22 protein-coding genes and 1 pseudogene are annotated in these 23,881 nt (G+C 43.9%); 2 read left to right on the plus strand and 21 right to left on the minus strand.

Going from position 1 to position 23,881, the window contains the following annotated elements; all coding sequences use genetic code 11:
* Positions 1–947: MFS transporter (locus tag Q5866_RS18460; protein ID WP_303181760.1), on the minus strand; the 947-nt coding region annotated here is incomplete at its 3' end.
* Positions 948–1,120: 173 nt separating this feature from the next.
* On the opposite strand from Q5866_RS18460, the gene Q5866_RS18465 reads away from it, so the two are divergent.
* Positions 1,121–1,693 carry an aminodeoxychorismate/anthranilate synthase component II gene (locus tag Q5866_RS18465; RefSeq protein ID WP_303181761.1) on the plus strand — a complete coding sequence of 191 codons (573 nt, stop codon included), beginning with the start codon at positions 1,121–1,123 and terminating at the stop codon, positions 1,691–1,693.
* Between the two features lies 1 nt (position 1,694).
* On the opposite strand, the gene Q5866_RS18470 is transcribed toward Q5866_RS18465, so the two are convergent.
* From Q5866_RS18470 to Q5866_RS18480, 3 genes are all read right to left on the minus strand, one after another.
* Positions 1,695–3,338, minus strand: a complete 1,644-nt coding sequence (locus Q5866_RS18470; protein WP_303181762.1) for a B12-binding domain-containing radical SAM protein — start codon at positions 3,336–3,338, stop codon at positions 1,695–1,697.
* 136 nt (positions 3,339–3,474) lie between these two features.
* On the minus strand, positions 3,475–4,314 hold the full coding sequence (locus Q5866_RS18475) for a mechanosensitive ion channel family protein (protein ID WP_227217839.1): 840 nt from the start codon (positions 4,312–4,314) through the stop codon (positions 3,475–3,477).
* A gap of 17 nt (positions 4,315–4,331) precedes the next feature.
* Positions 4,332–4,928, minus strand: a complete 597-nt coding sequence (locus Q5866_RS18480; protein ID WP_303181763.1) for an ACP phosphodiesterase — start codon at positions 4,926–4,928, stop codon at positions 4,332–4,334.
* A gap of 160 nt (positions 4,929–5,088) precedes the next feature.
* Here Q5866_RS18480 and Q5866_RS18485 point away from each other — a divergent pair, with 160 nt between their 5' ends.
* The gene (locus tag Q5866_RS18485; protein ID WP_255302009.1) at positions 5,089–5,604 is read left to right on the plus strand and encodes a C40 family peptidase; all 516 of its coding nucleotides are present in this window, start codon (positions 5,089–5,091) and stop codon (positions 5,602–5,604) included.
* Here the strand turns inward: Q5866_RS18485 and Q5866_RS18490 are convergent.
* The 17 genes and pseudogenes from Q5866_RS18490 to Q5866_RS18570 all read right to left on the minus strand — a co-directional run bounded on the left by Q5866_RS18490 (position 5,543) and on the right by Q5866_RS18570 (position 23,623).
* Positions 5,543–6,442, minus strand: a complete 900-nt coding sequence (locus tag Q5866_RS18490) for a FimB/Mfa2 family fimbrial subunit (RefSeq protein ID WP_303181765.1) — start codon at positions 6,440–6,442, stop codon at positions 5,543–5,545. The two genes, Q5866_RS18485 and Q5866_RS18490, sit on opposite strands and share 62 nt — an antisense overlap.
* Positions 6,443–6,476: 34 nt before the next feature.
* Positions 6,477–7,466 carry a FimB/Mfa2 family fimbrial subunit gene (locus Q5866_RS18495; protein ID WP_099292145.1) on the minus strand — a complete coding sequence of 330 codons (990 nt, stop codon included), beginning with the start codon at positions 7,464–7,466 and terminating at the stop codon, positions 6,477–6,479.
* Between the two features lie 138 nt (positions 7,467–7,604).
* Positions 7,605–9,248, minus strand: a pseudogene (locus Q5866_RS18500) (FAD-dependent oxidoreductase); the annotation flags it as partial.
* A 17-nt stretch (positions 9,249–9,265) separates the two neighbouring features.
* Positions 9,266–9,568 carry a thioredoxin gene (gene trxA, locus Q5866_RS18505; RefSeq protein WP_099292143.1) on the minus strand — a complete coding sequence of 101 codons (303 nt, stop codon included), beginning with the start codon at positions 9,566–9,568 and terminating at the stop codon, positions 9,266–9,268.
* Between the two features lie 55 nt (positions 9,569–9,623).
* A complete protein-coding gene (locus Q5866_RS18510) occupies positions 9,624–10,484 on the minus strand; it encodes a nitroreductase family protein (protein WP_186975171.1) in 861 nt (286 codons plus the stop codon).
* Between the two features lie 166 nt (positions 10,485–10,650).
* Positions 10,651–12,207: an ATP-binding protein gene (locus tag Q5866_RS18515; protein WP_099294495.1), complete on the minus strand. Its 1,557-nt coding sequence runs from the start codon at positions 12,205–12,207 to the stop codon at positions 10,651–10,653.
* A gap of 178 nt (positions 12,208–12,385) precedes the next feature.
* Positions 12,386–12,577: a hypothetical protein gene (locus tag Q5866_RS18520; protein ID WP_186975170.1), complete on the minus strand. Its 192-nt coding sequence runs from the start codon at positions 12,575–12,577 to the stop codon at positions 12,386–12,388.
* A gap of 2 nt (positions 12,578–12,579) precedes the next feature.
* Positions 12,580–13,242, minus strand: a complete 663-nt coding sequence (locus Q5866_RS18525) for a DUF6266 family protein (protein WP_099292140.1) — start codon at positions 13,240–13,242, stop codon at positions 12,580–12,582.
* A gap of 34 nt (positions 13,243–13,276) precedes the next feature.
* Positions 13,277–13,927, minus strand: coding sequence for a DUF6266 family protein (locus Q5866_RS18530; protein ID WP_303181768.1), 651 nt, complete (start codon positions 13,925–13,927; stop codon positions 13,277–13,279).
* A 10-nt stretch (positions 13,928–13,937) separates the two neighbouring features.
* Positions 13,938–14,528: an N-acetylmuramoyl-L-alanine amidase gene (locus Q5866_RS18535; RefSeq protein ID WP_303181770.1), complete on the minus strand. Its 591-nt coding sequence runs from the start codon at positions 14,526–14,528 to the stop codon at positions 13,938–13,940.
* Positions 14,529–14,572: 44 nt separating this feature from the next.
* Positions 14,573–14,944 carry a 3TM-type holin gene (locus Q5866_RS18540; protein ID WP_099292138.1) on the minus strand — a complete coding sequence of 124 codons (372 nt, stop codon included), beginning with the start codon at positions 14,942–14,944 and terminating at the stop codon, positions 14,573–14,575.
* Positions 14,945–15,252: 308 nt separating this feature from the next.
* Positions 15,253–15,957: a hypothetical protein gene (locus Q5866_RS18545; protein WP_303181772.1), complete on the minus strand. Its 705-nt coding sequence runs from the start codon at positions 15,955–15,957 to the stop codon at positions 15,253–15,255.
* An 89-nt stretch (positions 15,958–16,046) separates the two neighbouring features.
* Positions 16,047–16,481, minus strand: coding sequence for a hypothetical protein (locus tag Q5866_RS18550; protein ID WP_186975166.1), 435 nt, complete (start codon positions 16,479–16,481; stop codon positions 16,047–16,049).
* Between the two features lie 39 nt (positions 16,482–16,520).
* Positions 16,521–17,153, minus strand: coding sequence for a fasciclin domain-containing protein (locus Q5866_RS18555; RefSeq protein ID WP_186975165.1), 633 nt, complete (start codon positions 17,151–17,153; stop codon positions 16,521–16,523).
* Between the two features lie 17 nt (positions 17,154–17,170).
* Entirely contained in the window at positions 17,171–18,751 is a 1,581-nt protein-coding gene (locus tag Q5866_RS18560; protein ID WP_303181774.1) for a RagB/SusD family nutrient uptake outer membrane protein, read from the minus strand.
* Complete coding sequence (locus tag Q5866_RS18565) at positions 18,752–22,312, minus strand: TonB-dependent receptor (RefSeq protein ID WP_303181776.1); 3,561 nt, start codon at positions 22,310–22,312, stop codon at positions 18,752–18,754.
* Between the two features lie 105 nt (positions 22,313–22,417).
* Positions 22,418–23,623 (minus strand): FecR family protein, encoded by a 1,206-nt coding sequence (locus Q5866_RS18570; protein ID WP_099292133.1) that lies wholly within the window; start codon positions 23,621–23,623, stop codon positions 22,418–22,420.
* Positions 23,624–23,881 lie beyond the last annotated feature (258 nt).

Here is a 23,881-nt window from a genome sequence, read left to right on the forward strand (position 1 = left end):
TAAGAATACCAGTACGGCAAAGCCCCCCCCCCCGCGTCAAAAATAAAAATTGCCAACAACATCAGTCCCGTGGTAATCCCCCCGCACGGCACCAACCCTAATTCGACATCATGACGGGATAACACTCCCGCCAGATAACATCCCGCCCCGATACCGATAGCCGCCAACGACATCACGATACCCGTTTCCGAATCACTCATCCCTAAATCGGAACGGCAATACACGATAAGCACCATCTGTATCATGGAACCGATAAACCAAAATGTGGCAAGTCCTACCACGATAAGGTTCAATCCTTTAAAAGCTTTCGCACGCGAGAACATATCTTTCACGAACTTCAAGGGATTCAACGTCTCGTGACTCTCTTTCAACGGTTCGCTCTCGTTCGCACGAATCGTCAGACTCGACAACCAACCGAATAACGCCACCCCGAAAAGGATCGCACACAACACCGGAATACCCGCGCTTTCCGATAGGAAAGCAGCCATCAGCGTTCCGGTCAGAATCCCCACGAAAGCAAACATTTCCATTGCACCCGAACCGAAAGAAATACCCTCTTCACCCCCGATATCCCGTATCAATCCGTATTTAGAGGGCGAAAATAAAGCACTTTGCAATCCCATGAGAAGGATAGAACCCAACACGAGCGATGTCGAGTGCGCCAGAAACCCTGCCGCGGCCACGAGCATGATCAACATCTCCGCGAACTTTGCCCATACCACGATTTTCCGTTTCTTGTATATCTTCGCCAAACGTCCCGCCAACGGGGAAAACAATAAATAGGGAATTACCAATGCAGCCGATGCCAACGTGACGACCATTGACTCGTTCTCTTTACCCACCCAAGCGATACAAATAAAGCACGCTAATGTCTTCAGGAAATTATCATTCAATACTCCTAAATAATTCGTGAAGAACAGGGAGAACCAATTTTTTCTTTTTGCCATAACATACACTTATAACCAACAGACTACAAGTTGCAAATTCATTGCAACCCCGGGAATCACGCGCTTCTCCCGAAAAACTGTCAGGTCAAAGGTAGTTTATTTAGCTCCGAATTCCTACTTTTGCAACCGAAAGAGTTTATAAAGTTTGCAAAGTAAAAAAACAAATTGCCTTCATGAAACGCATTCTAGTCATTGACAATCACGATTCTTTTGTCTACAATCTCGTTCAGATTTTACGGGAATGTGAAAATTGCCAATTCGATATTGTCTACAATGATAACATAGACTTTTCCGCTCTTGACCGCTACGACAAACTTCTGCTCTCGCCCGGTCCCGGCATCCCGACAGAAGCAGGCAACCTGCTCCCTCTCATAGACCGGTGCAAACATACACACTCCATACTTGGCGTATGTCTTGGACATCAGGCAATAGCCGAACGTTTCGGGGCTCGCTTACAACAATTGGATCATCCCAAACACGGGCACGCGAGTCCTCTTTTTATTACCGACTCCGCGGACACGCTTTATCATGAAATCACCACCCCCGTGCAGGTAGGACGTTACCACTCTTGGATTGTTGACCCGCAAACGCTTCCTCCATGCTTGAAAATAAGCGCCGTTGACGAAGAGGGCAATATCATGTCTTTTTATCACGAAAGCCTCCCGCTCCACGGAGTCCAATATCACCCGGAATCCATCATCACTTCTCATGGAAAGGAAATCATAAGCAACTGGATCACCTTGTAATTCAATCTATTCCCCGACAAGCGACAAAGAGAGGCTTCGATGCTGACTTTCCCCGGTCAAAACCGAACCAGTACTCCTTTACCCCATCCATGAAATAATATACCCTCATCACTTCCGTGTATTCACCCGTTACAACCGTGATGCCTCCCGGAATTTCACTATTCCAAGGTTTCAACCGTTTGCCCGGTTCTTTGGCAAAAGGAATACCCGCCACGATCCACGCCACGGAAATATCCGTTAAAAATGCCGGATAACGATCTTCACAAAATTCATATAACAGGACTCCCCGTTTTTCCAGACTCAACGGTTGTTCCAGTAGTTCCAACCTCTCCAACCACGACAAGAAATCCGGCAAGAAATGTTCATCATGAACTATCAAGCGGCGCACCACTTCCTGCCATGCCGCGGCGTTATAAAATCCGTCTATCAAGCGGGACAATAACCGGGCTTGCCGTAAATCCTCCACGCTCATCTCCCGGGTACACAACACCTCGTAAGGTACATCCGGAGAATATATTATTCCCAAGCTCTCTGCCTCCTCCCGCATCACCGTGCCGGGTAACAATTTCAACAACTCCAATTGAATTTCACCTGTGCCGAATGAAGCCAGCACCCGAACGTCAGCAACCATCTGTTCCAAGGTATATAAAGGCAATCCCGCTATCAAGTCGGCATGCACGACAAGATTAGGCAATCCCGCCAAATAACGCAAACCATCCAAAGCCGCCTGCAAATTACCGATTCGACGGCAGGCTTGCAGTACTTCTTCCCGCAGACTTTGTATCCCCGCTTCCAAATGCAATAAACCCGTCGGTAACTCCCGCAACAACACCTTCACCTCATCGGAAAGCAAAGCGGGGTGTATCTCCAGATGAAAATGCATCGCGGGGGCAAACTCCCGGAACAGTTGCAATAAACGAATAGCCCGTTCCGAGCTCCCGTTAAACGTGCGGTCGAGCAAACGTATATCCCGGATGCCATGCTCCCGGATAACAGTTAATCTCTCCCGTATTCGCTCCACGGAAAGCACCCGCACAGGTTTCTCCGCACCACTCACGCAAAACGCGCAAGTATTAAAGCACCCCCGTGTCGTTTCCAACTGCACGAAAGGCTTTGACCAATCAAAGAACCGACTGGTTTCCGGTACTTGTAACTGCTCAAACTCCATCACCCTCGCTAATCCGCCGTCATGATACACTCCTTCGGCATCCAACCAGCAAAGTCCCGTCACCGAATACCAATCCTCCGAACGATCATATACCCTCAACCACTCGTGAAAACCGATCTCCCCTTCCCCGCGGAACACGCAACTCACGAAACGGTATCTTCGTAAATACTCCCCGTTATCACCCAACATCTCCGGCCCGCCGAATATAATCGTACATTCCGGCAGCAGAGCTTTCACCCGCGAAGTTATCTTCAATAACACCTCATGAGTAAACAACCATGCCGTGGCAGCCAATATATCCGGTTTCTTCTCCACGATCTCCGCGACCACACTCCCCACGTTTGAATTAATCGTCGCCGAAACCTTACTCCACGTGACATCTCCTTCATCTCCTTTCACTTGCGCATGAATCGCCGGAAGAGCCAAAGAAGAATGAGCGTATGATGAATTCAAATCCAACCAAACTAATGAGTTCATAAAGTGTATAAAGTTATAAGGTTTATAAAATTCCGGAAGACTTCCAAGATTTCGAGGGTGAAAGATAATAAAAAAGTTCATAAGGTAATCCTTTAAACAGAATCTTACCTTATGAACTTTACAAACCTTATTAAACCTATTGATGCAAATGTATATCCATTTGCGGGAAAGGAATATTCAGATTCTCCTGTGCAAATGTCTTGTACACTTTTTCGTTCATATCGAAATAAACACCCCAGTAGTCGGCGGAATTTACCCAAGCACGAACCACGATATTCACGGAACTCGCGCCTAATGAAGTCAAGGCTATAAAATAAGGCGGCTCTTTCAACACTCGGGAATCAGCATCTAATAAACGAGCTAATACTTCTCTCGCTTTCGTGTAATCATCCCCGTAAGCGATACCGAACTCCCAATCCACCCGACGAGTCGGTTCCTTGGAGTAATTCTTCATCAAGCCGGTTGACAAACCTCCATTCGGGATAATGATCACCTTATTATCAGCCGTGGTAAGTATCGTATTAAAAATCTGTATCTCTCTCACCGTACCGCTTTGTCCCTGTGCTTCAATGAAATCGCCAACCTTGAAAGGTTTAAACAACAAAATCATCACTCCCCCGGCAAAGTTCTGAAGTGTACCGCTCAACGCCATACCGACAGCAACACCGGCAGAAGCGAAGAGGGCGATAAACGAACTGGTTTCAATTCCAAGTATTCCAATAATCACGATAACCAATAACAAGTTCAACGTGATACTCACCAAACTCCTTACAAAGGTAGTCAACGAAGCATCCACTTCCCGTTTGGTCAGAATCTTGTTCACCAACTTGTTCAATCGCCGCACGAGCCAACGCCCCACGATCAGAACAATAACAGCAAATAAAATTTTAGAGCCGACGGTAATCCCCAAATCTACCATCCTGCTCAAAAACGCATCCATAGAAACATTAGACGGATTTGTAAATAATTCTTCCATACTCTTTTTTTATTTATCTAGTTAATAATCATATTTTCATTCAACTTCACTCGACTCATTTCCTGTACATCAGGAAAAAATCGTTCGAATATACCCTGCAACTGTACCCGGTTCGCCGCGAGAAATCCAATGGCTTTATCCGGGTCTACTCCCAGATTTTTATACTCGACCATAATCTCCAGAGAACGCCGGATTCCCGCTAACGAAGCATACTTCACCAAACGATTGGTGAGAATAAAATGCCACAGGAATCCTTTAAAACGCTCCGGTAAATAACGGTAATTCACAATCAACGAAGCATAAAACCCGAAAGCAAACCGTCGCAAGGATTTTCCCGTATAGCGTCTGAAACCCGTTGCGAGGAAATAATCGAAAAAAATGTCTGTCATCACCCCGGCGTACCTGCCGAATTCTCCTCTTGACAGTTCGATAGCTTCACGCACTAACGGGTGATGATCCGTGTAATCATCTATCGCCCTGTGCAACAATATTCCTTTCCGGAAATCGGGGGAAAACTTTTTATAGGCATGCCCTTTCACCGCATCCCCGACAAAATTTCCAATTTGTATCTTCCGGTTATCTCCTGAAAGAAATATATGTGCCAAATAATTCATCTTACTACTCGGATTCAACGTTAATTGCCTATAACAAGTTTCAAATGAATAGGACTATTTTTAACAACTCTACCCACGCGAAAATAACAAAAACCTCGGACTATTTAATTATCTTTGTCAAATAAGCAGGGCAAATAAGCATATAAACGTTGTAAATCAGATGAAAAAGATTCTATATTGGAGCATCCTTTTTTTGGCATTGGCACTATCCTCTTGTAGTTCATCGCGGCAACTCGCCGTCCAAAAAAGTAAAACAGAGCAATTATCACGAAAATTGGGCTTCACCGTGAGCAAACGGGACAACCTGCCCCTGTTTGAAGAAGTAAGTCTTTGGCTGGGCGCCCCCTACCGTTACGGGGGAACCACTCGCACGGGAGCTGATTGTTCGGGCTTCGTGGGAGCGGTGTACAAGAATGTCTATCATAAATCATTGCAACGTACGGTCGCAAACATGTATAGCAAAGATTGTCAACGCATCGGGAAACGAAGGGTAAAATCCGGTGACCTCGTGTTCTTCAACTTCTCCAAAAAGAAAAGGCGAGGATTAACACACGTCGGTATATTCCTCAAGAACGGCTATTTTGTTCATGCCAGCACCTCGAAAGGAGTCATCGTTAGTCACCTGAGTGAGAACTATTATAAAAAGGGGTGGAGAAAATCCGGGAAAGTCTGGTAGTTCCCGTTTCCTCCCAGCGACCGGAAATAAAAACATCATTATTCGGAACAAGACCGGAAACGGGTATTGTTTTTTCTTTAACCACCCCGGTTCCGGCAAAAAACTGAAACCCGATCTTTGCACCGGAGCCGGGAAATAACAGTAAACGAGAAATCACCGTATCGGCAGACGCGGGAATATCTCTCGAATATATCCCCGTGTAGGAAGTCATATCGCCGGCTGTTGCTTCTGTCAACAACACGCGGGAACTTATTCCCTCCACCCGATAGCGTACCGAATCGACTTGGTCGGGAATACCCGTTATCACCACGGTCAAACGGCTTACCACCCGACTTAACACGACAAAAAGAGGTGTACTCTCGTCAGTACCCGGTTTCATCTCCACTTCTCCCATGAAATAAGCCTGTTCCACCCCTACCGGGGGAAATGGCAAATACCCCTGCTCCACACTTCCTCCCCGGGGTGGTTCCACATACTCGTTCGACAGGTCATTAGCCAGATAATAAAATCGATACAGTCCTGCCGGCAGAGTCATTTTCAACATTTTGGAATTTGCAACCGATGCCATACCCGATTCCAAGTTATGGATATCCCCCGCCGTCAAATCCGCCACCTTTTTATAATAAACAAAAGAATCGTCCGTCTCTTGAAAAGCGAATACGGCAAGAGAATGAATATACTTTTCAAAAGACGCTCCCTCCTCTATCGCCATCTGTATACTCACTCTCTTCAATCCTTCCGTGTTACTGGTTCCTCCTTCCCAATCCGATTCCTTCTCGCAACCTAATAACCCGAATATTATAACAATCCCGTATATCCCTATTCTTTTCATTGCCATTCGTCACCCGACGATTTCTTTTTAACGTTATGAACTAAATCACAATCGACGGTTCCTGATCCACGTTCCATTCCACGTTTACCATCAAATCAAAAGTCAGATCAATCTTCCATTGCTCACCCGGTTTCTCCGTGTTCACCGTTGCCGTCAACCGAAGAATTGTATTTTCTTGCAATGTATATTGCGGGAGAGTCGACGTTATCTCTTGCCCGTTATCCAAAGTGAACGTCACCGAAAACGTGGAACGGGTAACCGAAGATGCCGTGGGAAGAGAGATAGAAGCCACGATCACGCTATCTTGAACACTCGAGAAATTATAAGAAGAACTCTCGCTCACATCGATCACGGGAGTCGCTTGAAATTGTCCGCTCATATCAAAAGCCCCGTAAGTATTCTGTGTTTCCAAAGTTATTTTCGACACGACTTCGGGTACATCTTTCAAGGTAAGTACAAACATGGATACTTTTCTATTCAACGTCAATGTCGGCGTTGCCGTCATCTGCTCTCCCAAAGTTACGGGATCTGTTATTCCCCAGAAAAAACGGGGAGCCTCGGTTCCGTCTGACACGGAGGCAATCACTTCCTCCATCGTATTACCTATCGTCACACCGCTCAACGAGGCGTTCGGCAACGCTTCCCCGGTTTCACTCAAAACATTCGCCAATCCCACCACTTGATAAGTCCCCACGGGCAACTTACCTATCGTCACATTCTTCTTCGCCGTGAATCCGGGTGCGACAGCTCCGTCGCCGGCTTCAAGCGCTTTCAATTCTGCCTTCGTCAATACGGAACTCTGGTATAACACGTATGTACCCTGACGATTTTTCCGAAAAGTCAACAAATTCAACGATTCCACGTAATTGGTAAGATCATCGTTGATGACCGTCCCGACTCTACTCGTAACGGTTAAATCAATACTTTTATTCCCTGCCGGAATAACCGTTTCCTTGTCATCGTCATCACTACAGCAACTAATTGCCATACCCATGATGACCGCCAAAATTAATAATGCAAATTGCTTCATGCCTTCATTCGTTAGTTTAGTTTCCTTTTATAGCGAATGAAGACATTCAATTGTTTCAATATCCCGGAGAGTCGTTCATTTTTTGTTTACAGGTCCCGAACACGGTACGCTAAAAAGATTAACCGGATTACCTTTTCCTGCCGTAACCGCGGCATAAGTACGGTATCCCCCGTTCAAGTTCAGCACGTTGTATCCCAATTGCATCAATACCCGTGCGGCAATGTATCCCCGTAAACCGATAGCACAAAAGACCACGATCGTTTTATCTTTCGGTAAATTCCGATACTCGGCACGCGATCCGTCCAAAGGAATATTCACGGCACCTTCTATACTACCTTCCGCAAATTCTCCCGGCATACGGACATCGACCAAGAGCGTGCTTTCGGTATCCATCGCTTGAAACTCGCGCCAGCTAATCATCTTCACTTTTCCGCTCAATATATTATCTGCCACGAACCCCGCCATGTTCACCGGATCTTTTGCCGAAGAATAAGGGGGCGCGTATGCCTGTTCCAACTCCATCAGATCGTACACGGAACCACCTTCCCGTATCACTGCCGACATCATTTCCAATCGCTTGTCCGCCCCGTCCGCGGCGACCACTTGCGCTCCCAGCAATTTCCCGTCTGTCGGGGAAAAATTAATCTTGATATCCATCATGATTGCCCCCGGGTAATACCCCGCGTGCGAAGCCCCGTGAATAATAGCTTCCCTGTAAGGGATCTGCAACCGTTCGAGCATCTTCGCCGACAAACCCGCTGCCCCTACCGTCAAGTCGAATACCTTCGCGATAGCCGTGTTGATCGAGCCTTTATATTTTCTCCGGTTACCGTAAACCGCGTTATCCGCGCAAATTCGTCCCTGTTTATTAGCGGGACCCGCCAAAAATGCCAGAGCCGGACGACCGCTCACGGGATTGGGAAACTCTATGGCATCACCCACCGCGTAAATATCCGGATCGGAAGTCTGCAAATACTCGTTCACCTTGATTCCTCCCGTTTCCCCGATCTCCAACCCGGCAGCTTTTGCCAAACGGGCATCCGGACGAACCCCGATAGAGAGCAGTACCATGTCTGTTTGCAATATCAACCCGCTTCGCAGCACGACTTCCATACCTTCCCCTGTCTGCCGAAAGGCTGTCACTGCCTCTTGTAGGTAAAGTCCCACGCCCTTTGCTTTAAGATGCTGGTGTACAATCGCCGCCATCTCGTAATCCACGGGAGTCATCACCTGATCGGCCATTTCCACGATCGACACGTCAATTCCGTACTCGTGCAGATTCTCCGCCATCTCCAAACCGATAAAACCGGCACCAACAATCACTACCCGCTTCACGTCACGCTCCTCCACGTACTCTTTCACCCGATCCGTATCGCTTACATTACGCAAGGTGAATATCCCGTCGCCATCGATTCCCGGTAACGGGGGACGCACAGGCTCCGCACCCGGCGATAGAATCAACTTGTCATACGACTCCTCGTAACGTTTTCCCGAATTCAAGTCGCACACCGTTACCACCTTTTTCCCCGGTTCTATTCCCTCCACTTCAGAACGTATCCGAGCTTCTATATTAAAACGAGCGGCAAAACTCTCCGGCGTCTGCACGAATAATTTTTGTCGCTCATAAATCACATCTCCAATATAATAAGGTAATCCGCAATTCGCGTAAGAGATATACTCACCTCTCTCGAAAAGGATTATTTCAGCATTTTCATCCAGTCTACGCAAACGGGCTGCCGTAGAAGCTCCTCCCGCCACACCACCGACTATCACATACTTCATACAATTTATTTTAAATGTCACATATACTGTTCTATAATTTGCTGTAACTGTGCGGCCTGTACCACACCGCTATTATTCCACAACATACGTCCTCCTTTAAACAACATGAGTGTCGGTACCGACTGAATATGATATTGGTACACCGGCTGACGATTAGCCGGGACATCCACATCCACCTTCAGAATAACCACCTTATCCCCCAACCGTTTCTTTACCTCTTCAAGTATCGGGTGCATCATCTTGCAAGGTCCGCACCAAGTAGCGAAAAAGTCTACCAATACCGGTTTGTCACCATTAATCAATTCGTTGAACTTGTCCATAGCTTTATTGTTTTCGTTAATTCATATCCGATATACGTCAACCGGCGAAGACAAGTTATTCCAATTTCGTCACTTTTATATCTTTACGGTCAATGTAATTCGGATAACGGAAAGCAGGCATCCCCAGTGCCATGATAGCATGGATATGTCCGTCTATCCCCAACGATTTCGCCAACCCTCTCTTGTTGTCCTGCTTGACGGCAGACATCACGAATCCCATATACACTTGACTGACGCCAAGGCTCTCCGCCATCAACGAGGCATTCTGATAAGCCAGATTACAATCTTCACACCCGAAACGATTCGACTCAGGTGTATGAATGAAAAGCAAAGCCGTGGCATGACGCAGTATCGGGTCATTCCCGGCTCGATCTTCCCGGAGCAAACGTTCAAAAACAGGCACATACCTGTAAACCCCTTTCAACAAAGGTTTCAACAGAGGTTTCAATATCGGATTCTTCAATTTCTTCAACACCCCGCCAAAAATACCAAGCGTATACTCGCTTACTTCACGCACCCGTTTCGGATCTGTAACCAACGTGAACGACACGCTCTGCGCGTTCGTCGCCGTGGGAGCCCGATGTGCCGCCTCCACGATCATATCCAACATCTCCGCCGGAACAGGTTGCTTTGTCATCGTCCGGTTCGAACGCCGTGCCTTGCACAAAAGCATCATCTGCTCAGGGGTCGGCAACAGCGTGTAATCAATCGGGTGTACTTTCTCCGCTGGGAAATCACTATGCTTCACCGCACCCGTCGGACACGCCGCAGCACAATGCCCACACCCGATACACATCTCCTCGTGCTCGATCCCCACGACTTCCCCCACCTTTACCTGTGTAAAAATCGCCGCCGGACAAACCTTTACGCACTTTCCGCATTTTATGCAACTGCTTTGGTCTATACTTAACGTCATATCATATCATTTTAAAGTTTATTTGGCTTCAATGATTATTACCACAAAAGCATCTCTTTATCCATGTACTTCTTCAATGAAAAACAACTCCTGCATCACGTCTCTTCCACCGTGTAAGGGGGGGAGCCGGAGGGGTTGTCCTCAATCTAAAATCATAAATCTAAAATTAATAAATCCACTTCCCGATATTCCGTTCCGCGGCGCTAAACTCCACGCCGACTTTTACCAGCTCACGCCCGTCCGCTTGGTAAGGGAGCAAGTATTTCTTGTCGTCAATTTGCTGTAAAGCCTCCTCGGCTGTCCCGTTCAACTTGAACTCGAAAACGTAAATGTACTTCGGCGTCTTCACCACGGCATCCGCCCGTCCCACGGCACTCTTCACCTCCGCGTCCGTGAACTGCCCCATTAACTTGAACACGAGGTAGAACACTACTTGGTAGTGTCGCTCCGTCTTGGTATTGAGTTCATACGGGAAATCCGCGAAGAAGGCTTGCAAACGTGACATGAAATCATCCACCTTTCCCACACGAAGCTCCTGCACGAACTTACCGATATAGAATCCCTTATCCTCGTCGGGAACCGAGGTGTAAAAAGGAACGAGGAAATTCATAAACCCGTACCGCACCTCATCATTGGGAAACTCCAGCAGATAATTCCCGAATTCCGCGTCGTAACCCTTTATCGTCAAGTACCCGCTCTGGTAAATCAGCGGGATCGGGTTATTGGCATCCACCCGGTACTCGGCGAACGAGGAAGATGGTGCTTCAAGACCGTCGAGCAATACCCGCAGGTCGTAATCGCTTTTCTTAAGCAACTCGACGAGGAAGGTCGGCGTACCCGTCTGGAACCAGTAATTGCTGAACTTGTAACCGTCGAACACGTTCAATACGCTGAAAGGGTTGAACACCCCTTCCGAGAACTCGCAAAAATGATAACCGTCATACAACGCTTCCATCTTGTCCAAGGCATCCTCACGCGTCAACCTGTTCGCCTCCGCCAACCGCTCCAGCTCCGGCGCAAACGTCGCTTCCAGTTCCTGCCGCGTGATGCCGCAAATCGTGGCGTACTGCGGTTTCATACTGATGTCGTTCAATTGATTCAAGTCACTGAATACGCTCACTTGCGCGAACTTCGTCACGCCCGTCAGGAACACGAAACGCAAATAACGGTCTGAACTCTTCAGTACCCCGTAGAATGCCTTCAACGTCTGGCGGTAATCTTCCAGCAAAGCGTCGTTACCCAAGGTTTGCAGCAGGGGCTTGTCGTACTCGTCCACCAGTACCACCACGCCACGTCCCGCCCGTTCACTCGCCCGGCGAATCACGCCCGAGAAACGAAGCGAAAGAGTCGGTTCGTCCTCTCCCTTGCCGTATTCAGCCTCCCATCGCGTCAAGTTATTGCTCAATATATCATTCAATTTCCGGGGAGAATCATACTTCTCCGCGTTCAAATCCAGATGCAACACCGGGTACTCGTTCCATTCCTTCTCCAACCCGGCAATCGCAAGTCCCTCGAACAACTCCTTCTTCCCCTCGAAATAAGCCTCAAAAGTCGACAATAACAGGCTTTTGCCGAAACGGCGAGGACGACTTAGGAAATAAGGGGTTTCCGTGGAAGCGATCTTCCAAATAAAGGCCGTTTTATCCACGTAAACATGGTTGCCTTCTCGAAGTTTTTCAAAAGTCTGTATCCCGATGGGAAGTTTGCGTGACATATTATCCATAACTGCTTTTCCGTTGTTTATCATACAAAGATAAAAATAAATTTAGAATTTAGAGTTTAGAATTGAAGTTTCCCGAAGACAGTAGTAATTCAGCTGAGGGCATCTCATGTTTTTTTGAGACACCCTCTTAACTTCTCGCCACCACGATAACAGTAGTCTAAAGTACCGTGGCATCACGTCACAAACTTTTCTTCCTTCCCCACCGCTCTCTCAACCACGCGACCACCACGGCACTTAACACACCCCCGACAATACTCACCACATGTGAAAGCATTGCATCGGTTACCGAAACACACCCCATGCGGACAAACGAAACGTTAATACAGTACGTGGAGAACAATCCGACGACAAAATGACCGACTCCTTCCATACTTATTCATTTGAAGTCGGTTGAAGTACAATACTTCGGGATGCTTTCCGCTTGTCTTTCGACAACATGAAAGCATAAATCACCAGATTCTCTACCGCCCAATTCTTTCCTAATGCGATACTGGTTGAACCCGATTCCTTCCGGTTGCGGCAGCCCGTAACAACCATCTCCTGTTTCTCTTTTTCATACATCGCCACGTACAAAACATCGTTCGGGTTCGCCACTGCCGACCAATATGTTTGAGCTTCCTGTGTCACGTTTACTTTTTTAGCAGCCGTATCCACAGTTACCTCCACATTCGCCAGCGAGGTCAAGTAACCGGACGCACAAACCACTTGATCGTAATTCACCGTAGCCACGACCTCCCCACTCTCCGACTCCGTGGCAGTGATCGCCCCCATGTTCTCTTTCACAAATGCGTTATAACAGGAAGTTCCGGCTGTACGTCCCGGAAAACCAAGTTCCGCGGCGGGAGCAAAATAAAGAGAAAGACGCAACAGTTCCTTCATTTTTGCCCGTTGTCGCAACTGTCCCGGGGTTTTGGGATTGCGTATCTTCATGCGCCGGGTTCTGCCCACGCTATACCCTTTTGCTCCCGAATAAGTCGTCACATTACCAATCGACTTCCTCACTTCTCCAAAAAACAATGACCTGAATAAAACCATAATTCTACTTTTTTAAATGAAACATTAAACCTCCCTATCGGACACTCTCTGCCGAATCGGGTATCTCTAAAAACTGATTATCCGAACACTTGTCCCAATTACCGGAAACAAAAGCACAATACAGATACTTTACCTCTTTCACCCCCTCCGGCAAACACACCACGGCTTCCTCATCCCAACGCATACTCCCCGGCACCTTTGGCAATATCACGTCAAACAAATCGTTTTCCATCATAACTATTACCAACAACCGATCCCATTTCCGATCCTTATTCAAAACAGCGATATTCTTCCATGTCAACAACACCTCTCGTTCCGACAAACGCCTTACTCTCATTTCCTCCGCCAGCGGCAAGCTTCCTGTCGTGAAATGCAATCTGTCGTAGAAAATACCTTTCTCCCCGTTAAAAGCCCGGATATTCATTTTATTGAACAACACGTTTGCACCCGTGTTCACCTCCCGTGCAGCAGCCCTCCATATTTCAGCCAAAGGAGTCTGCCGCACCGCACTGTAAAACGTGTTCACCCTCCGTAAACGTGCCCTGTAAAACATTTGTAACTCCGTTCGAGGATTATTCACCCGAGTCGGACATATTCGTACGAATCCTTTCCCGAATCTCGTGTACAACACCACGTTTCCCAATTTTCCCGAGAAACAATCAAATAAAGACTTTCTAGTTGCCATACTTCCTCCTTCAATATACAAAACCCGCTCTTTTCTTCACCTCTTCAAACGGAAACGCCGGTCCCGGATCCACTTTTCGGGAAGTAATATCCGAATGACGCACGAGATACTTGATCCCGTAATGTACCCGTAGTAATCGACATAACCGAATAACCGCCTCCACTTGCTCCGCCGTGTAAGCATGCCAATACACCGCCCGTCCGTTCTCTATTCCCGTGTACACCTCGTTAGGCATATATTCCCGCCCGAACGACGAGAAGAAACGATTTCCTTTCCGTTTCAACTGTCCCCCGTTATCCATCTCCACCCCGATAGAAAAGTCATTTACATTCGCTCTTCCCTGATGCATGCTCACTCCCGCGTGCCATGCCTTAATCACGTAAGGTACCATCTGATAATAATCGCCATCCCGTCCAACAACCGTATGTGCCGCCACCTTCGTCCCCGGATTACACAAATGTACCACAGACGACATCGCACTTGCTCCCCCGGTTCCGTGCAACACAATCGTGTCCACCACTTTCATCCGGGTCTTACACTTACCGCACGAAAAATACTTTACTTCTTCTCCGCACAAAACATCCGATACAATACTCAACATAAATAATTATTTAATTGTAAATCATAAATTTAAAATGAATCAGATCATTTTATTTTTCTCCTGAATAAATTCCCTGTAATCTTCTCCCCACTCCTTCCGATCACGTATCCTCCCAACCCGATTTCAAGTAAGTCCCAAAAACGGGATGTTTCGGACAAAAGCGGAGAAGGATTAAAAACTCCTAATAAAATAACCAAGGTAAACACAAGCATCACGATCGGACGCCACGACCTTTGCAACCAATTTCCTTGCGCCTCCCGATCGACGACTTCCAGCCTGCCTCGTGTCAATTCACTCTCGTGGCGATATAACAAGGCTATAATATCTGCCTGAATCTGTTGTTTTTCTTTTGCAGACACCGATAAACCGTTAATTACATCTCCGATTTCTTGAAATACATTTGAAAATACACCCATGATAATCAATATTTTGGTTTGATACAATATTACAACCATATCAACCCGAAAACATCATACTCCCCCACGGCAATTATTATTTTTTTAATAGAAATAATTCAACAATTCCTTTTCTGATTGTTTTTTTATTACGAACAAGGCTATGAATCCCTTACCCATTGCGGTTTCCAATAGGTACATCACGTTATTCTATACAAGAGTAAAAAGATTTTCAAACAACCTTTACACAAACAAAAAAAATAAAAATGCTGACTTGTTAGTCAGCATTCCGAGTCACATTTAACATTTTTTCAATCACAACACTTGTACTATTCTTCCTCACTTTCTCCAAAACGCTGTTGAATCCACTGAAGATACTTGTCTGAAGTCTCCGACCAAAACTTGTGGGGATTCTCCCGATTCTCCATCCGATACAACTCCCGATTGTAATTCGAGGGAAATGATACATCATAAAACAAACACAAATAATTCAGAAAGGCCTTTTTCGTGTTCACACCACCATTCGCCACCACAATTTTCGTTTCCCATAGAATATTCCCCATTTCCAACAAACAAGACGGACTCTCCGTCCAACGGTAATACCCCGGCACCAGATATCTCTCCCGTCCAAAATGCTCCCTCAACCTTCGTACTGAATTATATTGGACTATCACAAACCGCCAAACCCGTAATTGCTCCTCTACACTCAAATCCGTCCATTCCGTAAGTTTGTCCCCTCGTAAGAAAACAATTCTCTCCCTCGGTTTACTTACATCCGTCACGAACAACTCCTCCAATAATTCCAAATGATTACGAATCTCCTCTTTCGCTTCCTCCGGGCAGTCACTTTCCTCAATCCGGGCTCCTATTTTATAAAACAGCAAACTTTCCCGTTCCAGCATACGCCTCATATACATTCTGCAACTTTTCTCTTGATTAAACCGTAACGATTCTTTCGAATTTACGGGTAATTGTACCACAACATCAAAAATGGCAAACTCGTAATCTGCCAGATAATTCAAATTAAAACTCATACTTTTCTACTTTAATTTAAAGGACGGACTGACAACAAAACACCAGCCCGCCCCAAAAAAACTTTACACCATAAACTTAACACTCAACGTTACTTCACGATAATCGTGAAGCAATCATTTATATCCTTGGAATACCCTTCGTTTTTAAAGTTTAAGGATATCACGTATCGCCCAACGGGAACATCGTGATGCAACGGTACCTCGAATGTTCCGTTGCCCCGCACGGAAAGTACTTCCCATAATTTGCCCGGATCGCCTTGTATTGAGGTGATATTTTTAATCGACACAATGACTTGGGAAGTTCCTTCAACACCTTCTATCGGCGTACTCACCCAAGGTTGTCCCCATTTTATTCGTGCATAATCCTCTCCTATTTCGTCCAATGAATTACTAGTCTTTATTACTAATGTATCCGGACTGTAACTCGCTCCTTCCGTTAAGAGATACCCAACTGTAATATCCTGACATCCATCTTCCAACCATGCAAACAATACAAATCCTATCAATATAATTAAATTCCTCATAACTCTAAATTCAATGTTTCAAATTATAAATTCTTCCTATTAGATTTTTCCTAATATATAATTGTAATTCAAAGCGTGAACGACCCCGTTCAACGGTTGTATATCTGGAGTTGCCAATGGTACATGATTACGAACCGAAAAAGAATATAAATACAAAGTTTCTGGTCCTGCATCAGGGACCCCAGCATAAGGAGATTTGTCTACATATATTTTTAAACGATTACCACCTAAACACATTAAGTCGGTTCCTCCATCCTGATTGGAATCTGTAATTGAATAATCTGGATTACGATAAGCTATATCAGATTTCAGTATTTTTCCTTTTACCACATGATTTAAAATCATTTCACGACAAAATTCAGGCGTAAGTTCATTTACAGCTTCCTTATTATCATCCCACAAATATCTTAACACGGAATAACTTGGTGGAGCAAAAAAAGTAATTTCTTTGTAGTCCGGATCATTACCTTCAAACAAATCTGTCAAGTCTGCTCGTTCAATCATCTCCACCGTTAACTCCCAATTATACTTATCTCTTCGCAAATATTCCATTATGCTGCAATCATGATATGGAGAAGCGATTCCTGTATCAATCCAATCTTGTTTCGTATCGCAACCCGCTAAAAAAGGTAAGATACAAATACACATCCATATATATTGTAATGCTTTCATATTCTATATTTTCAGTTTTACATTCTATTTAGCCAATAGGTATTTTGACGAGCTAAAGGATTATCTATAAATTCAGTTTTATCAACCCCGTTAAAAAATACCCCATCAATAATATCCTGTATAGACACTTCACGAAACCCTCCATACAATTCAGTCTTATAATATCCATTTCGAAGCACATCATACCAACGCCATCCTTCCATTAACAATTCCTTTTCTCGCTCCTTGAAAATAGCATAACGCAAATCACCATCATACTCGGAAGGATTATAAAGTTCTGCATTAGCTCGTTCTCTTATGCAATTCAAATCAGCAATAGCCCCAGCATCATCCCCTAATCGTACCCGACATTCTGCACGTAACAAGATAATTTCAGCTAATCGAAACCATATACGATTTTGGTCAAAATTCACAAACTCACCTGCAGCCCAACCAGAAGTTCCCACTCTAGCTAAACGCCATTTCCAAGGATAAGCATAACCTCCCGTTATATTTGTACTTTCACTTTCCATTCGTTCAAAATCATAGAAATAAGCATCACGACGCAAATCTGTTATTTTTTTATCTCCTACAATTCGATCCGGATACATTTTACGCACAGTAGTATTCAATATTCGATATGGCATACTCGTAATCATTCCTTCTTCTGCATTAGGAATAACCGGCCATGCTTGAAAAAATCGTCCGAAACAAAATATTCCATCATCTAAAGGAAAATCTTCATTCGCCAACTCATTCCAATACCCACGCATAGTATTCTCATAAATACTCTCTTGATCACCACCCACAAGGGTACTCGTACACACATCTTCGGGATTTTTCGCCAAATTATAAATCGGAGAATTAATCACTGCTGTGCAAGCAGAATCTGCTGCAGCCCAGAAGGTATTCTCATCGTAAGTTGCTTGTTCCTGAATTGCCATGTATTTACAACCAGCTTTCCATGCACATAAATGAGCTAATAATGCTTGTGCCGCACCTTTACAAGGAACTGATTTGTAAGTTATCGCTCTTCCATCTGATGTTTTTAAATCCGTATATTCGGGTAACAACTTAACTGCTTTTCGGGTTAAATCAATTGCATAATCAATCACCTCTATCCATGAAGAATATTTTACAGGATTAACCTCAACCTTATCACGAATAATCGGACACCGTCCCCATCGACGACCTAACTCAAAATAGACTAACCCCTTTGTAAAATAAATTTGTCCCTTGTAAAAGTCCCGACGCTCTTGCGGCATCTCTATCTTATCAATATACGGTAACGGAACATTTGCTATCGCAATTACTCTATACAGATGAAGCCATTGTAACATATACTGTTCAGGACTATTTTCCTGTAAAAGAGCATTATCTGAAGGATAAAGATAATCCGTATACATACCGTACATTGCAGGATAAGCAATATTTGTCATGCCCAAATCATTCCTTGCATATTTTTCTACCGTAAGTAAACCACTCTCAATTTCTCGTTCATTCGAGAATGCGTTCGAGAATGTAACCGAATTCTCTGGGATCATTCTTAACGTGTCCTCACAAGCACCACATAAGGCACAAACCCAAAACGCAAGTAAGATATAATAGTTTCTCATCATCTAAAATTTTAAAGTTAAACCCAATGTATACTTTCTTGCCAGAGGATACCCCTGTTGCCAATCATCTCCACTTGTTATGTTTACTGTTTCTGGATCCATCCCTGAATAATTTGTCCAAGTCACTAAATTCTCGCCACTTACAAATATTCTTAATTCCTCCATTCCCACTTTTCTACTCCATTTTTTAGGAAAACTATATCCCAATGTTAATGTTTTCAATTTCATATAATTCACCTTTTCAACGTCACGATCTACCGTATCCCACATTCCATTAAACTGATCATATTGAATTCTAGAATAGTCAGGCTTATCTCCAGGCTTTTCCCAAAAATTAATTTTAGTTAAGTCAACAACTAACGCTTGATAATATAAATCAGAAGAAAGACATCTCTTTTCCAAAGAATTCACCATATGGCGTCCCAACATATATGTAAGCAATAAATTTAGATCAAAATTTTTCCAACGAAATTCATTGACGATACCTCCGGTGATTTTTGGCAAAGCACTTCCAATATAAACTTCATCATCAAAATTAGCTTGTCCATCTCCATTTACATCTATAAAATTATAATCTCCCGGTTTATAAAAAATGTTTCTCTTATCATCACTATAGGGTAAATAGTAACTCACCCCTCGTCTATTATAATAAACTTTCACGTCATCTTGAGTGTCTATAAAACCATTAGTTTTTCGGGCGTAAACTCCATTCAAAGATTTTCCGATAATATTTCCTTTAAAATCTTTATTATTATATGATTTTTCAAAACGATTCCAATTTCTTGCTCCATTTATAGAAATCTTCCAATAAATATCCGATTGACGAAAAATCTCGTATTTAATCATCAATTCAATTCCTTCATTAGAAATTGCTGCAGCATTACGCCATTGTTGTCTATAACCATTATGATCTCCCGGCAAATTCATGCGAGCTAATAATTCATCAGTATAGCGATAATAATAATCAAAAGTAAAATTCAAACGATAGTTAAAGAAATCCATATCAATCCCAAAATCATATTGATCTGTTTCTTCCCATGAAAGTTCATTATTATATAAACCATCATACCATATTGGCTCTATCGTTGAATTACCTCTATAAGAAGTTTTCCCCACTTCCATAACGCCTAATGCTAAATAATTAGAGGTAAAATGCATCCCTGAACGTCCCCAACTCGCTCGTAGTTTTCCAAAAGAGAGCCATTCAAATTTCTCTTTTATAAAAGATTCTTCGGAAAATGTCCAACCAAGAGCCACAGAAGGAAAGGTTCCCCAACGATTATTTTCTCCGAAAGTAGAACTCCCATCACGCCGAATACTAGCCGACAACAAATATCGTTCCTTGTAACTGTACTCCAATCGAGCAAAATAAGATAACAGACATTTCTCTTGCATATCTGAACGATAATGCTGGAAAGCTATCGGTTCTTGATAATCCCCCCACCCCTCGTAACCAATCTCAGGCATTCCAGGAGGAGCATAATATATTTTATCACTCGGAGCATTTTCTGCCGATCCCCCATTATATTCCTCTTGATCGTACTGATATGAGAATCCTGCTACAAAATTTATAGTATGCTCCTCTTTTATACTTCGATTAAATGAGAGAATATTTTCATTCAGCATCATTAAATTAATTCCTGTCTCACCAACACTTTTAGAATATCCTGAATAACTCAAATAAGAAGGTTGAAAATAATTTCGACGCTCAATTGAATAATCTGCAGCCAAGGAAGTTGTTATATTCAAACCATCAAATGGTTCATATCCCAATCTAAAATTAGTACGCAAACGAACAGATCGGTTTTTCTCCTTTGTTTTCTTGTAACTATCCGTCACAGCATTCCATGCTACAGAATTTTCTCCTGGTAATAAAGAGGACAATTTATACGGATCTCCCGGAACTGTTTCTATTGGTGGGGCAAGCCCTAACATATCAGTTTTAGTTCCGCGTTTACGGTTCGCAAGAGAAGCATTCAAACGTAAATCCACATTTAAACATTTTACTGGAATTACATTAATAGAAGAATTTAAATCCACACGATTAAAACCTGTACCCTTAAAAATTCCCTCTTCATTGTAATACCCCAAACCAATCCCATAAGTTGTTCTTTCTAAACCTCCATAAGTTTGAATATTCGCATTCGTCACTTTCCCTCTCTCGTAGTAAATTGGAAAATAATTAGTCGAATTATTGTAAAAAGCATTTAAACTATCTTGAAACATATTCCCATTATCTACATTATCTGGCATAGGAATAAAATTCCCGTCCAACATTGCATCCTGTCCCCAATTATCATACTGTTCACGAAGAGTGGTAGGATATTTATACCGATTGGTTTTTGGTTCAATATAAGCTTGGAAACGATCTCTAAAAGAACGCAATCTAAATAATCGTTCTGCTCGTCCAGTCGTTATCGTTGGTAATTTTGGTAAAACACTCCACGTTTGTGAAGCATTCACAGTTAATGTAGCATGCTGATTCTTTTTTCCCTTTTTAGTGGTTACAATGATTACTCCATTTGCAGCACGAGATCCATAAATAGCAGAAGAAGAAGCATCTTTTAAAACTTGAATTGATTCAATCATGTCTGGATTTAAATCAGATAATAAATTAGTACCTGTAATTGGGGAAGTAAATGAATTCAAAGGAACTCCATCAACTACCCACAAAGGATCGGAAAAACGGCGTCCTTGTTCCACATCTAACGAGTTATATCCTCGAATAGTCACCGCCGTACCTCCACCCCCAGGAGCTCCGGACATTCGCGTAATATCCATCCCTGCCACACGTCCTTGAAGTAAAGTTTCAATGCTAACAGACGGGATACCCTTTATTTCATCCGCTTTAATCGTAGAAACAGCTCCCGTCATTTTCCGTTTAGTAGTATTCCCATACGCCACCACAACCGTTTCGTCCAACGCTTGGACATCTTCTTCCATAACGATCCGAAGCGTGTCTTTAGCCGTCTTCTCCGAAAACTCTATTATTTTCTTTTTAAAACCGACAAAAGAAAATTCCAGTGTTCCTTTTACCAAAGGCAATTCTATCGCAAATCGCCCTTTCTCGTTCGTTGCCGTACCCACGGGGAGTCCAACAACTTTTACGGTTACCCCCGGCATCGGTAGCTTTTTCTCGTCAACTACTTTTCCCACGATCCGCAAACTTTTTCGTACGGAATCTTGCCCCCATATCCGAGGTTGTTCCTTTATAATCACCAGATTATCGTCAAAAGTAAATCCCAATCCTAATTTGGTCAATAAATCGTCGAGAACAACTCCCAACTCTTTATCAACCACTTGAACACTCACCTTTCCTCGCACTTCTATTACCCGATGATTATAGAGAAAACTATAACCCGTTTGCCGTTCCAACTCCTGAAAAACTTTTTCCAGCGTCACATTTTTTAATTCCACAGAAACTTTTGATTGCTGTGAATACACCGCAGCCTGTACCTGTACCAAGCTACAAATCAGGAAAATAAATACAAACTTCATCATCATCATCCATTTTCGGACAAAAATCCTTCCTCCGGATCTTGCTCCGATTCGATTTTTTTTCATACCTTTATGTTTTGAAAATTCTACTTTGCATGTTGGCTAAATAACCACATTCTTGCCTTCATGCTTTAACTAAAAGCTGTTCCACGTCCATGCGAACAGCTTTTTTTATTTTACTCTAATAACAACGTTGTTTCCTTTTATATCAAACACCACATTTTCCGTTTGCTCGAACTTATTCAACAAGTTCCGGACATCCTCGTACCGTTTCACTTTTCCAGTGAACTCTATGTGCTTCGCATCCTCATTCTGATAAAACACGTTCAACCCGTACCACACCGAAAGTGTCGTCATAATCTCTTCCAAAGCCGCCTGCCGGAACTTATAATACCCATCTTTCCATGAAGTATATAATTCAGTATCCACTTCCCTCACGTCCGACTCCCTACTATCTTTATCATACACGAACTGCTCTCCCGGCACAATTCGAAAGTTTTTCCCTTCACATACAATCTCCACGCACCCTTCAACAAGAGTCGTTGCCACAGTTCCCAATTTCTCGTAGGCTTTCACGTTAAAAGAAGTTCCCAACACTTTTACATTCATTTCTCCCGCGTGTACCCAAAATCCCCGTGTACTGTCTTTCGCCACTTCAAACCACGCTTCGCCTTTCAGAAAAACCTCCCGTCGCTTTCCTCTAAACATCGCCGGATAACGAATCTCTGAACCGGAATTCAAAAACACCTTTGTCCCGTCAGCCAAAACAAGACAATATTCCCCACTTACCGGAACCGTCAACGTGTTGTGCACCACATCCTCCGCTTTCCCCTTGCTTTCAACCTTCGTGTACACCAGCGTATTCCGTTCATTCATAATCCGTAATGCCGTATCCGCCACGATCAGCTCATTCGTGTCCCGTTTCAACGGCACCACCTCACCCCGCCCTAATGTCAACATCACCTGCCCACTTCCCGGCACAATCCGCTCCTCCGTCACCTTTTCTCCATCTCCTCCTGACTTCATCCACATCATCATCCCGACTCCCAACATCAACAACACCCCAGCCACACTCGCCCCGTATCTCCACCACGCCATCCTTCTCGCTTTCCCTCTTCCACTTTCTCTTTTCCCACTCCTTTCTACTATTCTCCTCCGCATCTCCTCTTCCAACCTCACATACGCCCCTTTCTCATCCAATCCTCCCTTCGCCTTCACCAACCTCACCACCTCTCCCAATTCTCCCACCACCATCCTATACACCCTCTCGTTCTCCTCCTTCTCTACCCGCCACCTCTCCACCTTTCCTCTCTCCTCTTCTGTCACCTTCTCTCCCGCCATCTCCGCCGCAATAATTTTAAAAATCTCATCTTCCATAATCACTATTTTCTACTATAACACCACCACCCCTCAAATCATGTGACAGGAATATTCATTTTTTTTGAAAAAGTGCTTTCGTAAGAAATCTTTTAGAATATTCGTGGCACACAAAACCAACACGTCATGATATTCCGAGAAAAAAGTCTTGAAATCCATTCTTGTAGCAAATAGAGTCAAATATTTTTCCTAATTTTGTTCGAAAATCAAGCATTTTAAAATTATGTGCCAAAACATAGTCCTTACCTTATTAACTAT

Source organism: uncultured Butyricimonas sp., assembly GCF_959596855.1.
Classification (GTDB): domain Bacteria; phylum Bacteroidota; class Bacteroidia; order Bacteroidales; family Marinifilaceae; genus Butyricimonas; species Butyricimonas muris.

What these genes read in the sequence shown, in the direction of transcription:
- Q5866_RS18465 (WP_303181761.1), top strand. Translation starts at nt 1,121, where the DNA reads ATGAAACGCATTCTAGTCATTGACAATCACGATTCTTTTGTCTACAAT.
- Q5866_RS18525 (WP_099292140.1), bottom strand. Translation starts at nt 13,242, where the DNA reads ATGGTTTTATTCAGGTCATTGTTTTTTGGAGAAGTGAGGAAGTCGATT.
- trxA (WP_099292143.1), bottom strand. Translation starts at nt 9,568, where the DNA reads ATGGACAAGTTCAACGAATTGATTAATGGTGACAAACCGGTATTGGTA.
- Q5866_RS18550 (WP_186975166.1), bottom strand. Translation starts at nt 16,481, where the DNA reads ATGAGGAATTTAATTATATTGATAGGATTTGTATTGTTTGCATGGTTG.
- Q5866_RS18520 (WP_186975170.1), bottom strand. Translation starts at nt 12,577, where the DNA reads ATGGAAGGAGTCGGTCATTTTGTCGTCGGATTGTTCTCCACGTACTGT.
- Q5866_RS18560 (WP_303181774.1), bottom strand. Translation starts at nt 18,751, where the DNA reads ATGATGAGAAACTATTATATCTTACTTGCGTTTTGGGTTTGTGCCTTA.
- Q5866_RS18545 (WP_303181772.1), bottom strand. Translation starts at nt 15,957, where the DNA reads ATGAGTTTTAATTTGAATTATCTGGCAGATTACGAGTTTGCCATTTTT.
- Q5866_RS18530 (WP_303181768.1), bottom strand. Translation starts at nt 13,927, where the DNA reads ATGGCAACTAGAAAGTCTTTATTTGATTGTTTCTCGGGAAAATTGGGA.
- Q5866_RS18475 (WP_227217839.1), bottom strand. Translation starts at nt 4,314, where the DNA reads ATGGAAGAATTATTTACAAATCCGTCTAATGTTTCTATGGATGCGTTT.
- Q5866_RS18490 (WP_303181765.1), bottom strand. Translation starts at nt 6,442, where the DNA reads ATGGCAATGAAAAGAATAGGGATATACGGGATTGTTATAATATTCGGG.
- Q5866_RS18510 (WP_186975171.1), bottom strand. Translation starts at nt 10,484, where the DNA reads ATGACGTTAAGTATAGACCAAAGCAGTTGCATAAAATGCGGAAAGTGC.
- Q5866_RS18495 (WP_099292145.1), bottom strand. Translation starts at nt 7,466, where the DNA reads ATGAAGCAATTTGCATTATTAATTTTGGCGGTCATCATGGGTATGGCA.
- Q5866_RS18570 (WP_099292133.1), bottom strand. Translation starts at nt 23,623, where the DNA reads ATGGAAGATGAGATTTTTAAAATTATTGCGGCGGAGATGGCGGGAGAG.
- Q5866_RS18540 (WP_099292138.1), bottom strand. Translation starts at nt 14,944, where the DNA reads ATGGGTGTATTTTCAAATGTATTTCAAGAAATCGGAGATGTAATTAAC.
- Q5866_RS18480 (WP_303181763.1), bottom strand. Translation starts at nt 4,928, where the DNA reads ATGAATTATTTGGCACATATATTTCTTTCAGGAGATAACCGGAAGATA.
- Q5866_RS18470 (WP_303181762.1), bottom strand. Translation starts at nt 3,338, where the DNA reads ATGAACTCATTAGTTTGGTTGGATTTGAATTCATCATACGCTCATTCT.
- Q5866_RS18515 (WP_099294495.1), bottom strand. Translation starts at nt 12,207, where the DNA reads ATGGATAATATGTCACGCAAACTTCCCATCGGGATACAGACTTTTGAA.
- Q5866_RS18555 (WP_186975165.1), bottom strand. Translation starts at nt 17,153, where the DNA reads ATGAAAGCATTACAATATATATGGATGTGTATTTGTATCTTACCTTTT.
- Q5866_RS18535 (WP_303181770.1), bottom strand. Translation starts at nt 14,528, where the DNA reads ATGTTGAGTATTGTATCGGATGTTTTGTGCGGAGAAGAAGTAAAGTAT.
- Q5866_RS18485 (WP_255302009.1), top strand. Translation starts at nt 5,089, where the DNA reads ATGAAAAAGATTCTATATTGGAGCATCCTTTTTTTGGCATTGGCACTA.
- Q5866_RS18565 (WP_303181776.1), bottom strand. Translation starts at nt 22,312, where the DNA reads ATGAAAAAAAATCGAATCGGAGCAAGATCCGGAGGAAGGATTTTTGTC.